Consider the following 12,136-nt stretch of genomic DNA (forward strand, 5'->3'; position numbering starts at 1 on the left):
TGGGCGAAAAAGCGACCACTCGCGCTGCTCGTGGTCGTCCTACTCCTCGTCGAGCAACTGCTCGGCCAGAATCGGGACAAACGTGCCGATGTCGGTGACCATCCCGACTGCCTGTGCGGAGCCGCGGTCGAGGAGTTGGGTCACCGTCGCGGGGTTGATGTCGACGCAGACGACCCGGGTCGTCGAGGGGAGACAGTTCCCGACGGCGACCGAGTGCAGCAGCGTCGAGAGCATCAACACCATGTCGGCCTCGTGGGCCTGCTCCCGAATGGCGTTCTGGGCCTCAACGGCGTCGGTGATGGTGTCCGGGAGCGGGCCGTCGTCGCGGATAGAGCCCGCGAGAACGAACGGCCGGTCGTTTTCGATGCACTCGTACATCACGCCGGACTCGATGGTGCCGGAGTCGACGGCCTCCTCGATGCCGCCTTCGCGGATGACCTCGCTGATGGCGTAGATGTGGTGCTTGTGGCCGTGGCGGGGATGGTCAAGGCTCTCTGTGTCCATCCCCAGCGAGGTGCCGTAGATGTCCCGCTCGATGTCGTGGACAGCGAAGCCGTTGCCGGCCGAGAGCATATCGACGTAGCCCTCCCGGACGAGGCGAGCGAGGTCCTCGCGCGCCCCGGAGTGGATGAGGGCTGGCCCACAGACCGCCATCACTTTGCCACCCTCCTTTTTCGTCTCTTTGATGGCGTTCGCGATCTTGCGGATGGTCGACTCCGACGGCCGCTCGGAGGAGACGCCGCCCTGCATGAAGCCGAACGCGCCGCCCGAATCGCGGGGCCGCTCCGGCGGCTGGACCTTGATGCCGGTTTCGTCGGTGACGACCATGTCGCCCTCCTCGATAGCGTTCAGGACCTTGGTGTAAGCTCGGGGGTAGTCTCTCGGTTCCTCGTCGTCACCGTTCGACTGTTCCGAGGCGCGGTGCGCTTCGCCGTCTTCGACGACCACGGCGCAGTCCATCTCCATGTCCTCGACTTCGATCCACTCGCCGTTGTGGCGGATGAACGTCGGGTGGTTCGTCGTCGAGTAGAAGCCGTGCGGGACGACCTGGTCGTCGGGCGCGGGGACGAGCGTGGCGTCTTTCGGGTCCGAGGGGTTGACGCCGTGCTGGTGGAGTTCGTGGACGATCGACTGCAACTGGTCCTCGTCGTCGGCCTCGACGAGCATCCGGGCGTAGGACTCCTCGTCTTTGTGGCGGCCGATATCGAACTCCTGAACGGAGAAGGAGCCGCCAAGGTCCATGATGATGCCGAAACAGGACTGCATCATCCCGGAGTCGATGATGTGGCCCTCTAGCTCGACTTCGCGAGAGACGGTCATGGCCAAGACATGGAGACAGGTGTGTAAGACGGTTTTGGGTCTGTGCTACCCCGGCGGCCCGGCTACCGCCCGTCAACGTGTCGTTGCACGGCCCACGACTCTCCCTCGCTGGCCGCACGCAGCCGCTCGAAGAACCGCTGTAGCCCGTCGGACTCCGTGGTCGGCAGGACGTGCAGTCGGACCGTCCCGTCGCGGACGGCGACGCGGAACACGTCGGTCGTCTCCTCGTCGCGGACCAGCCACAGCGGCATCGGCAGGTCGTGGAAATCACCGTAGCGGTACGGTCCGGCCTCGAGGATGTCGACGACTGTCTCGGCGAGTTCCGGCGTCGCCCGCTCCTGTTCCGGGACAAGTCGGAACTCCGTCCCGCCCTCGTATTCAACCCCACTCCCGTGGGGAAAGCGCCGCTGTGGGTGTGCGGGGATGCTGAACGAGGGGTCCGTGGTCATCTGTCACGTAGTTGGGCGCTTTCGGATTTAAATTCGCGGGCCATGCAGGGCTCGGTAGTATAACCTCCCCTGTGTCTGTGGCGTCGATCCGACGCGGTCTAGCATGACCGGTGGCGAACTAAAGTCATGAGAGTGAATTGTCTCCGGAGTGAGGAATCAGTATGCGCGTTAGTCTGGCGGTGGTAGACCGTCTCGTCGCGAACGGCATCGATACCGTCTTCGGAATCCCGGGGAAGCAGTCCCTCCCGCTGAACGAGGCCATCGGCAAGCGAGACGACATCCGTTTCGTCGTGGCACGACACGAAACTGCGGTCTCACATCAGGCCTGGGGCTATGCAGAGACGAGCGGGCAGATAGCGAGCACTGTTGTCGTCCCCGGCCCGGGCGACATGAACGCGATGAACGGCCTGAAAAACGCGCTGAACGACTGCACGCCGCTGGTGCACTTCGCTATCGAAACCGAGCCGGCGCTCCGGGGCGGCGATGCGATTCACGAAACCCCGCCGGACACCTACGACAACGTCGTCAAAGAGAACATACTACTGAAAAACCCCGAGACGACGGCGGCGACGATCGACCGGGCGGTACAGGTCGCCCAGACACCGCCGAAGGGGCCAGTCAGAGTCGGGCTCCCCAAGAATTACTTGCAGATGGACGTGCCACTCGCCGGTGCAAGCACACCTGCGACACCGTCCACCAGCACCGTCCCGGAGCAGGCGGTTGCGGAAGCCGCCGAGCACCTGCTCGCGGCCGAGATGCCAGTTATCATGGCAGGCGGTGGTGTGCGAGCGTCGGGTGGGACGGCGGCGCTCCGAAGCCTCGCCGAGCGACTTGACGCGCCCGTCGTGACGACGTACAAAGGCAAGGGCGTGCTCCCGGAGGACCACGACCTCAGTGCCGGTGTCCTGAGCGGGAGTGCAAGCCCAGAACTACTGGACTGTCTCGCCGACTCCGATGCCGTACTCGCCGTCGGCTCCGACCTCGACGCACACGGGACACGCGGGTGGTCCGTCGAACTCCCTGAGACGCTCGTTCACGTCACGATTGACGCCGACGACCTCGGCACGGGCTATGACCCGACTGTCGGCATCCTCGCAGATGCCGCGGACGCGATGACGGCGATCGAGAACAAAATCGCGGCGGCCGATACCGCTCCTGCCACGAAGACGGCCGGAACCGAACGCGCACAGGCTGTCCGTGATGCCACTGCGCGTCGTATCGAACCGCTCGTGGATTCGGAACCACCGCTCACCTCCGTCCGTGTGCTGCAAATCCTCCGGGACGCAGTCCCTTCGGATGCCATCACGGCCGTCGACGCCGGGGGGTTCCGCGTCTGGGCGCTGAACACGTTCGAGGCGTACGGACCGCGCAGCTACGTCAACCCCGGGTCGTGGGCGACGATGGGAACCGGACTGCCGTCGGCGATTGGGGCACAGCTAGCGAACTCGGACACACCCGTCGTTGCGCTGACTGGTGATGGCGGCCTCATGATGTGCGTGCACGAGCTCCATACTGCGGTCGCCGAGGACCTCCCGATCACCGTCGTCGTCCTCAACAACGACGATTACGCGATTATCAGCGAGGAGGCCGGCCGGAGTTACGACCTCGACCACCAGGCGTACGGATGGGACACGACGCCGATTGACTTCGGAACTGTCGCTGCCGGAATGGGGATGGAAGCAGTGCAAGCCGACACGGCGTCCGAAATCCGCACGGCGGTTCGCGAGGCGGTGCAGACGGACGCGCCGACGCTCGTCGAGGTCAGGACCGACCCGACGGAACCGCAGGCGAGTGAGTGGATGCGCGAGTAGTGGATTTATCCACCGGCGACGACAAAAGTAGCCCATGTGTGGCCGCTACAGTTTGTTTTCCCCCCGAGAAGACATCGAGGCGCGGTTCGACGCCGAGTTTTCCTTCGACTACGGGTCGCGATACAACGCCGCCCCGAGTCAGGACCTGCCGGTCATCACTGCCGAGTCGTCCGGCACAATCCAGCGGATGGAGTGGGGGCTGATTCCGTCCTGGGCTGACAACCGCACGGACCACAGGCACATCAACGCCCGCGCCGAGACCCTGGCCGAGAAACGCTCGTTCGCCGAGGCATACGAGTCCCGGCGCTGTCTCGTCCCGGCTGATGGGTTCTACGAGTGGGTCGAAACGAGCGACGGCAAGCAACCGTATCGCGTGGCGCTGCCGGACGACGACCTGTTCGCGATGGCGGGGCTGTACGAGCGGTGGGTGCCGCCACAGCGACAGACCGGGCTGGGGGAGTTCGGCGGGAGCGGCGGCGATTCGGGCGGAGAAGACGATATCGTCGAGTCGTTCACGATTGTGACGACCGAACCGAACGACGCCGTCGCCGACCTCCATCACCGGATGGCTGTCATCCTCGATCCGTCGGAGGAGTCGACGTGGCTGCGCGGGAGCGTCGGCGACGTGACTGCACTGCTCGACCCGTACGACGGGCCGATGCAGACCTATCCGGTTTCGACGGCCGTCAACAGTCCCGCTAACGACTCGCCGGAACTCATCGAACCGGTCGGATAGCGACGGCGTTACTCGCTCGGCGTGTTCTGGCGCTTGAACTGGTGCAACATCTTCCAGAGCGTCTCTTCTTCGACCTGGTTTTCGGCGGCGGATAGCTGACGGTACAGGCCCTCAGAGACGGTAATCTCGGGCATTACTGGAACGCTCGTGTGGAGGCAACATAAGCTTCTGGAGACTCGGAACCGAGTGAATGTATTCGTCCCACAATATTCTGGGTGCGTCGTTACGGGGGCTAATCTCCTTCTCCCGGTGTATGCAGTCGTACGCCCAGCGAGACGACGGTACTGTCGCGTCCAGTGTGACTGAGCTCATCGGCGACACGCCGCTGGTCTGTCTCGACAGCTTCGCGGACAATCTGCTCGGCAAGGTCGAAGCGGCTAATCCTTACTCCGTCAAGGACCGCATCGCGCTGTACATGGTCGAGGCGGCCGCCGAGTCCGGTGACCTCCCCGACGACGGGACGGTCGTCGAAGCGACCAGCGGCAACACCGGCATCGGGCTGGCCGCCGTCTGTGCCGCACGGGGGTACGACTGCGTGCTGACGATGCCCGAATCGATGAGCGAGGAGCGCCGGCAGTTGCTGTCAGGGCTCGGCGCGGACCTCGAACTCACGCCGGCCGACGGCGGCATGAGCGGCGCAATCGAGCGCGCGAACGAACTCGCGGATGCGCCGGGAACTGTCCGCGCCCGACAGTTCGAGAACGAGGCGAACCCGCGCGCCCACCGCGAGACGACGGGTCCGGAGATATGGGCCGATACCGACGGCGACGTAGACGCCGTCGTTGCCGGTGTCGGGACCGGCGGCACGATCACCGGCATCTCGGAGTACATCGAAGAGGAGGTCGGCGCGGACCTCACCTCGGTCGCCGTCGAGCCTGAACAGTCCAAACTGCTCTCGGCGGATGACCCGGACAGCCACGACATCCAGGGTATCGGTCCCGGATTCGTTCCGGATATCCTCCGACGTGACCTCGTCGACGAGGTGCGGACTGCGAGCAAGACGGAATCTATCGACGCGACCCACCGACTCGCCAGCGAGGAGGGCATCATGGTCGGTATCTCCTCGGGTGCGGCGCTGCACGCGGCCGCGGAGTACGCTACCGAGAACCCCGACGAGACGGTGGTCGTCGTCCTGCCGGACACCGGCGAACGATACCTCTCGACGGACCTGTGGGAATAAGCGAGAAACGTAGCCGCGCGGCGGGGAAAACAGCCCTCAGGCGACGCGACCGAACGCTAGCGTGCCGCTGATGCTCTCTATGTAGGCCTCGACGACCTGCCCTTCGCGCGCTCCGGAGACGAAGATGGTGTACTTCCCTTTCTCGGCGACACCGTCGCCCTCGCGGCCGGTGCCGGTGATCTTGACCTCGTAGGTCTCGCCTTCTTCGAGCGTGGGTCGGTCCTGCTGCGTGTTCGAACTCGCGCCCTTGGCGACCGGGCGGAACGCACCACAGGCCTGACAGCGCAGCATGTCGACGCCGTCCTCGTTCTTGAGGACGGTGTCGGGCAGGCCACACTCGGAACAGGTGACGTACTCGGCGACGTACGCGTCGATGGCGGCCTCGAAATCAGCGGTGTCGAACGAGCCGTTGTAGCGGGCTTCGCCGCCGTCGAACTGGCCGTTGGTCCCGAACTCGCGCTGGATGGCTCGGTGGAGATGCTGGGCGTCCCGCGAGACTGCGTCGGCGATTGCCTCTAAGTTCGTCAGGCGTGTGAACGCACCGTCGGTCTGGCCCTCGGGGTCGGGAATCGAGAGCCGTTCACCGGCTTCCCGGGGCTGGTCTGGTAGTACGTCGTACGCTCGCTGTAGGGCGGACTCGTAGTTCATACATCTTAGACGGTGCTGGCACGTAAATGGATTCCGTCACATCTGTAATCTCCTATCGGCCAATGATATTAATACTGAGAGTGGATAATTGATTGACATGGATCAGCACGAACAGCCTGTGGAGACGCCGGGACTCTCGTCCAAGCGACTCGATACGCTATTACGGACGCTGGCAGCCGAGCCCCGGCGGATGATATACACTTACCTCACCGAACACGACTCGGCCTCAATCGCGGAACTCACTGACGTGGTCGTGGGCTGGTCCAGCGCGCGTGCTCGAGACACCGACGCCTGCAACTGGGATGATACCCGCACGTCACTCCACCACCGCCACCTCCCTGTTCTCGATGACGCTGGCGTTATTAGCTACGACGCTGCCCAGCGGACCGCGACGCTGGCATCGCTGTCGCCATCCACGGCCGAGGTTCTGGCGACGATAACCGATCTGGATACCGCCGAGACAGACCACGAGGACTGATCGTGGGCCGATGACAGTTCGTACCCTCCTCCGACGCTTCGAGGACTCGGACGTGGAGATAACTGTGTACGGTCCGCCCGCAACGAAGACTGTGGGCGAGCGTCTGGCAACTCAGGGGATCGATGCCACCTGGCAGAAACTCCCGACCGGACACCGGAACGCGTTTGCCGTCATCCGTCGGGACGGTGTGTTCGCCGAGGCAGTCCCGCTCACCGCGCTGCAGGCGTTTCTGTGCGATCCGACGGCCGGTATCGGCGACAGCGAAGCGCCTGACAGTGATCCGGGTCGACAGCTTCTCCGCTCGGCGCTCGCGAACACGCTCCTCGCATCGCTCACGCCGGCACAGTTGCTCGCAACGTCGCACGAGTTCGAGGACAGGGCCTACCGCGTCGGGGAGGGAACGCTTCGAGTGAGCTTCCAGTCGCTGTCGATCTTCCGCTCTCAGCGCGCCCGATACCAGACGCTCGCCAGCGACACGGAACTCGACATCCACGTTTACGGACGAGACGACTGGGAGCCGCCGGCGATTCCCGGAATCTCGTTCCATCCGCTCACAGACACCGCCCTCGAACAGGTGTGGCTGCTGGCGTTCGACGCCGCCGGCGACGACCAGAACAAGTGTGCACTCGTCGCCGAAGAAACCGAGGACGGACCGTTTCGTGGTCTCTGGACGTACAACCTACGGCTGGTCGACGAAATCATGACGGCGGTTGTGGCTGTCGACGAGTAGCAACTGACCACGAGTCGGCCCGGAAACACCCAGCGGATGCTATGCCGGACATGACAGCGGAACCCGAAGCCCGAGGCCGTCACGCTCGATAGTCGTTCCGAAGGGCCGAGAGCGCTCCCGGAGTGTCTCACGAAGCCACTCAGCCACCGCTTCGTCGGCACGTCCGACCTGCGTGTACGCGTTCTCGACCGGCGTGAGTTCGAGCGCGGCCAGCCGGCCGTCCACGATATGGAGTTCGAACAGGACGCTCCGGTCGTTGCGGTAGCCGTCCTTAACTGCGTAGTCGTCGACGAAGTTGCCGGTGTCGTACATGATGGGGCGACCGCGGTACATCTCGATGCCCTGGACGACGTGGGCGCTGTGGCCGTGGACCACGTCGGCACCGTTGTCTACGAGCCAGCGGGCGAACGCTTGCTGTGTCTTGCTTGGCTCTGTCACCCAGTTCGGCCCCCAGTGGGCGGTGACGACGAGCAGGTCCGGGTTGGCGTCGCGGGCCGCCGCCAGCGCACCCCCGACGCGGCGGCGAGTCAGCGGGTGGGTCGGGTCCAGCGGTGCGTAGGCCGTGCCGGGGCTGTCGCCGTCGGCAGCGTAGCTGGGCGACTGGTCAGTGACGGCGACGACGGCGATAGAGAGTCCACCGACGTCGATGACCGCCGGTTCGAATGCGGCGTCTCGACTCTCCCCAGCGCCGGCCGAGGCGATGCCACCGTCGGCGAGATGCGCCGGCGTGTCCGTGAGCGCCGCCGGTCCGAAATCGAGCAGGTGGTTGTTCGCCAGTCCGGCACAGGAGACGCCGGCGCGGTCCAGCGCGGCCACGGCCCATCTCGGGCTCGTTCGGAAGTGGAACGTACGGCCGGGCCGCGGTTCGCCGCGGTCCGAGAGACAGCATTCGAGGTTCGCCACCAGCCCGTCGAGTGACTGGAGTTCGTCGAGCATCGACCCCCAGACGGCCGTCGGTCCGTCGGGGGCATCGCGCCAGCGTTCGTCGACGCTCCGGCCCAGCATCACGTCGCCGACGAACCCGATGCGCACCGACGCGTCCGTCGGGACCGACGGCGGACACGCCACCTCCGCGTCGCCAGCAGCACCAAGACAGCCCGAGAGAGCGGTGAGACTCCCGAGGGCGGGGCCACCGCTGGCGAGGACGGTTCGGCGGGTCGGAGCCACGATGGGGACAGTTACACGGGGACCGCCTTGAATTTCGGTCCCCGGGAGTCGGCCTCACTCCAGATGGTGGTAGTCGAGTTCGTAGCCGACGTCGACCGCCTCGCTGACGGCCTCGCTCGGCTCGGCCACGCCGCGGGTCGTCAGTTCGAGCCCGGTGTCGCCGCGGTCCACGAGGATGTTCCGCCGCCAGTCTGGGTCCACGTCGGCCGCGTCGGTGCGGTAGTGCGCGCCGCGGGACTCGTCGCGCTTGCGCGCGCTCAACAGCAGAGCTTCGGCGACCGTGAGGCTGAAGAACAGGTCGACGGCGAGTTCGAACGACAGGCTGGTCCGGTCGCCATCGATGCCGATGTTCCCCGTCCGCTCACGGAGGACATCGAGCGCGGCGAGCCCGTCCGACAGTGATTCGCCGTTACGGAGGATGCCGGCGTGGTCCCACAGCAGGTCGCCGAGGTCCGCGAGTAGCTCTTCTGGTGTTTCGTCGCCGTCCGTCGCCTCCAGTTCTTGCAGCGACCGGAACTCGCGCTCGGCGATGGCACGCTGGCCAGCCGGCAGGGCGGCGTCGCGGTCGTCTGTCACCTGCGCCGCGACGTGGTCGCCGACGAGCGCGCCGATGGCGACCGTCTCCGCGAGCGAGTTCCCGCCCAGGCGGTTCGCGCCGTGGACGCCTGCCACCGTCTCGCCGACGGCGTAGAGCCCACCAACGCCGGTTTCGCCGGTCTCGAAGTCGATATCGACGCCCCCCATCGAGTAGTGGGCGGTCGGCGCGATTTCCATCGGCTTTTCCGTGATGTCGACGCCGAGATCCATGAACCGCTCGTACATCCGCGGGAGCCGCGATTTGATGTAGTCGTCGTCGCGGTGCGAGATGTCCAGATAGACGCCGCCGTTCTCCGTCCCGCGGCCCTCACGCAGTTCCTGAGCGATGGCGCGGGCCACCACGTCCCGCGCGTCGAGTTCCATCTGGTCAGGCGAGTACTCCTCCATGAACCGCTCGCCGTCTTTGTTGAGCAGTCGACCGCCCTCGCCCCGGACCGCTTCGGTGACGAGGCGGCCGTCCCAGTCCTCGCCGTAGCGGTCGCCGACCATCCCCGTCGGGTGGAACTGGACGAACTCCATGTCCATCAGCGACGCGCCGGCATCGAGCGCCAGCGCCGGACCGTCGCCGTTGTTCTCCTCGTCACGCGAGGAGTGGCGGTTGTACAGCGCGGAGGACCCACCCGCCGCCAGGACGACGTGGTCCGACTCGAAGAGGATGAACTCGCCGCTCTCCATGTCGTAGCCGGCCGCCCCGTAGACATGATCGCCATCCGAGAGCAGGCGCGTGATCATCACGTTGTCGCGGTAGGGGATTTCGAGCGACTGGGCCCTGTCGACGAGCGTGTCGAGCATCGCCTCGCCCGTGCGGTCGCCGACGAAGCAGGTCCGGCGGAACGACTGCGCGCCGAAGTATCGCTGATTGATCTTGCCGTCTTCGGTCCGGTCGAAGGGCATGCCCCAGTCGTCGAGTTCCCGGATGCGGTCGGGCATGTGCTTGGTCGTCAGCTCGACCGCTTTCGGGTCGTTGATGAAATGGCCCTCGTCCAGCGTGTCTGCCGCGTGGATGGTCCAGTCGTCCTCCGGGTCGAGCGACCCCAGCGAGGCGTTGATGCCGCCGGCCGCCCAGGTCGTGTGCGCATCGCCGTGGTCCCGCTTGCCGATGACCAGCGGTTCGACACCGTTCTCGGCGAGTCCGATAGCGACCCGCGCCCCGGCAGCGCCAGCGCCGACGACCAGCGCTGGTACCGACACCGTCTCGTAGTCGACCGCCGGACCTGCATCGGTCGCCCGACCGTCGGCCGCCTGCTCGCCGTCAGCGGATGGCTTCTGTGGTGTCATCGTTTAACGTAGGTGCTGTAGGCTTATGAGGCCTTCGCGCACACGCGAACTAGAAGGTATGATTAGCCGGTACTAGGCATGATTAGCCGGTACTAGGCATGATTAGCCGGTACTAGGCATGATTAGCCGGTACTAGGCATGATTAGCCGGTACTAGGCATGATTAGCCGCCACTGTCGGTAGTGTCAGGCGAATCAGTCCTCGCCTGCTGTCACCGACCCGGCACCACTGGACTGCACGCCCGTGTCTTCGCTGTCGGTTCGATCCGCATAGACGATCTGCCAGCCAGTGACCCCCATGAACAGGAGCACGAGCGGCGAGAGAAAGCCGAAGAAGTAGTACGGCGCGTATTCCAGCGTCGGGACGCCGAGTGTCCCGGCCATGAACAGCCCGCCGCTACTCCACGGGATGAGCGCACTTGTCGTCGTTCCGGACGCTTCGATGGCCCGGGAGAGGTTCTGACTCTCAAGCCCCTGTTCGTTGTACAGATTGCCGAGCGTCATCCCCGGGACTACGATACTCACGTACTGCTCTGCTGCGAGAATATTCATCGAAACAGCGGAAACAGCGGTCACGCCTGTGAGGCTCGCGACGTTGTGACAGAGTCGCCCGAGATGGTGAGAGAGGACCGCGAGCACGCCAGCACGTTCGAGCAGGCCGCCCAGCGCGAGCGCGGCGATCGCAATCGTCACGATCCAGGCCCCGCCGGTCAGCCCCCCGCTCTCTAAGAGTCCGTTCACGAGCTCCATGCCCGTCTCCGGGGCTGTCCCGGACTGTGCCGCCGACCAGGCGGCACCGAATCCGGTTCCCTGCACGAGCATCGAGGTCGCGACGCCAGCGAACACGCCCGTTCCGAGCGTCGGCAGTGCGGGGATGCCACGCAGCGCAAGCCCGAAAGTCACAACGATTGGCAAAAATACGAGCGGCGAGACGACGTACGTGCTCTCGATTGCCGCCTGGATAGACGCAACGCGGTCCACAGGAATGGCCCCAGCGGCCCGCAGTCCGAGGCCGGCGTACAGGAGGACGGCAATGGTGAACGCCACGAGCGTGCCGGCCCGCATCGCGTTGATGTGCTCGTACAGGTCGGTATCTGTCACTGCGGCGGCCAGATTCGTCGTATCCGAGAGCGGGGACTGCTTGTCCCCCGTGTAGGCCCCGCTGAGGATAGCGCCGGCGGTCATCGGCTCGGAAATACCCAGTCCCGAACCGATACCGATGAGCGCCACCCCGAGCGTCCCGGCCGTCGTCCAAGACGAGCCGACGGCGAAGGAGATTATGGCAGAGAGAATAGCCGCTACAGGGAGAAACACCGTCGGCGTGAACAGCTCCAGACCGAAATACATCAGGCTGGGAATCGTGCCCGCCTGGATCCACGACGCGATGAGCGCGTAGACGGTGAACATGATGAGAATTACCCGCATGCCCATGAGCAGGCTGCTGGCGATCCCGTCGTACAGGTCTTCCCACGTCAGCCCGAGGTGATACCGTGCGAACAGGCCGGTGAAGGCGATCCCCCAGAACAGCGGGAACTGTGGGTCCAAGTCGAAGGCAATGAGGCCCACACTGAGGAACACGATCATCCCCGCAATCGGCACGAGAGCGGCACCCAGCGACGGCCGCTCAGCCGGGTCGATATCGTCGAACAGCCGGGGTTCGAACTCGACCATCACTGCACCCCGTCGCGTCTATTCTGCCGGGTTCCGACGTGGCGCTGGTTTGAAGCCGGTGATTTCCGCAAGC

At 65.2% G+C, this 12,136-nt stretch carries 12 protein-coding genes; 5 read left to right on the forward strand and 7 right to left on the reverse strand.

Annotation, left to right across the window (positions count from 1 at the left end; genetic code table 11):
* Nucleotides 1–39: 39 nt before the first annotated feature.
* The gene (locus tag VI340_RS03495) at nucleotides 40–1,320 is read right to left on the reverse strand and encodes an ornithine cyclodeaminase (RefSeq protein WP_008310284.1); all 1,281 of its coding nucleotides are present in this window, start codon (nucleotides 1,318–1,320) and stop codon (nucleotides 40–42) included.
* 62 nt (nucleotides 1,321–1,382) lie between these two features.
* Nucleotides 1,383–1,769, reverse strand: a complete 387-nt coding sequence (locus tag VI340_RS03500) for a hypothetical protein (RefSeq protein ID WP_008310282.1) — start codon at nucleotides 1,767–1,769, stop codon at nucleotides 1,383–1,385.
* Nucleotides 1,770–1,930: 161 nt separating this feature from the next.
* Between VI340_RS03500 and VI340_RS03505 the strand changes: the two genes are divergently transcribed.
* Nucleotides 1,931–3,580, forward strand: coding sequence for a thiamine pyrophosphate-binding protein (locus VI340_RS03505; RefSeq protein WP_008310280.1), 1,650 nt, complete (start codon nucleotides 1,931–1,933; stop codon nucleotides 3,578–3,580).
* A 34-nt stretch (nucleotides 3,581–3,614) separates the two neighbouring features.
* Nucleotides 3,615–4,316: an SOS response-associated peptidase gene (locus tag VI340_RS03510; RefSeq protein ID WP_008310278.1), complete on the forward strand. Its 702-nt coding sequence runs from the start codon at nucleotides 3,615–3,617 to the stop codon at nucleotides 4,314–4,316.
* An 8-nt stretch (nucleotides 4,317–4,324) separates the two neighbouring features.
* On the opposite strand, the gene VI340_RS03515 is transcribed toward VI340_RS03510, so the two are convergent.
* Nucleotides 4,325–4,450 (reverse strand): hypothetical protein, encoded by a 126-nt coding sequence (locus VI340_RS03515; protein WP_008310277.1) that lies wholly within the window; start codon nucleotides 4,448–4,450, stop codon nucleotides 4,325–4,327.
* A 119-nt stretch (nucleotides 4,451–4,569) separates the two neighbouring features.
* Here VI340_RS03515 and cysK point away from each other — a divergent pair, with 119 nt between their 5' ends.
* Nucleotides 4,570–5,496 carry a cysteine synthase A gene (gene cysK / locus VI340_RS03520; RefSeq protein ID WP_008310275.1) on the forward strand — a complete coding sequence of 309 codons (927 nt, stop codon included), beginning with the start codon at nucleotides 4,570–4,572 and terminating at the stop codon, nucleotides 5,494–5,496.
* Nucleotides 5,497–5,532: 36 nt separating this feature from the next.
* On the opposite strand, the gene VI340_RS03525 is transcribed toward cysK, so the two are convergent.
* Nucleotides 5,533–6,144, reverse strand: coding sequence for a translation initiation factor IF-2 subunit beta (locus VI340_RS03525; protein ID WP_008310273.1), 612 nt, complete (start codon nucleotides 6,142–6,144; stop codon nucleotides 5,533–5,535).
* A gap of 97 nt (nucleotides 6,145–6,241) precedes the next feature.
* On the opposite strand from VI340_RS03525, the gene VI340_RS03530 reads away from it, so the two are divergent.
* Entirely contained in the window at nucleotides 6,242–6,622 is a 381-nt protein-coding gene (locus tag VI340_RS03530; RefSeq protein ID WP_008310271.1) for a DUF7344 domain-containing protein, read from the forward strand.
* A gap of 10 nt (nucleotides 6,623–6,632) precedes the next feature.
* Nucleotides 6,633–7,352: a DICT sensory domain-containing protein gene (locus tag VI340_RS03535; protein ID WP_336357794.1), complete on the forward strand. Its 720-nt coding sequence runs from the start codon at nucleotides 6,633–6,635 to the stop codon at nucleotides 7,350–7,352.
* A 39-nt stretch (nucleotides 7,353–7,391) separates the two neighbouring features.
* Here the strand turns inward: VI340_RS03535 and VI340_RS03540 are convergent, their stop codons facing one another.
* From VI340_RS03540 to arcD, 3 genes are all read right to left on the reverse strand, one after another.
* Nucleotides 7,392–8,519 carry a CapA family protein gene (locus tag VI340_RS03540; protein ID WP_336357795.1) on the reverse strand — a complete coding sequence of 376 codons (1,128 nt, stop codon included), beginning with the start codon at nucleotides 8,517–8,519 and terminating at the stop codon, nucleotides 7,392–7,394.
* A 54-nt stretch (nucleotides 8,520–8,573) separates the two neighbouring features.
* Nucleotides 8,574–10,394, reverse strand: coding sequence for an L-aspartate oxidase (locus VI340_RS03545; protein WP_336357796.1), 1,821 nt, complete (start codon nucleotides 10,392–10,394; stop codon nucleotides 8,574–8,576).
* Nucleotides 10,395–10,587: 193 nt separating this feature from the next.
* Nucleotides 10,588–12,063 (reverse strand): arginine/ornithine antiporter ArcD, encoded by a 1,476-nt coding sequence (gene arcD, locus VI340_RS03550; RefSeq protein ID WP_336329768.1) that lies wholly within the window; start codon nucleotides 12,061–12,063, stop codon nucleotides 10,588–10,590.
* Nucleotides 12,064–12,136: the final 73 nt, after the last annotated feature.

Origin of the sequence: Haloarcula sp. CGMCC 1.6347, assembly GCF_037078395.1 — an archaeon.
In the GTDB taxonomy this organism is placed as follows: Archaea; Halobacteriota; Halobacteria; order Halobacteriales; family Haloarculaceae; genus Haloarcula; species Haloarcula amylolytica.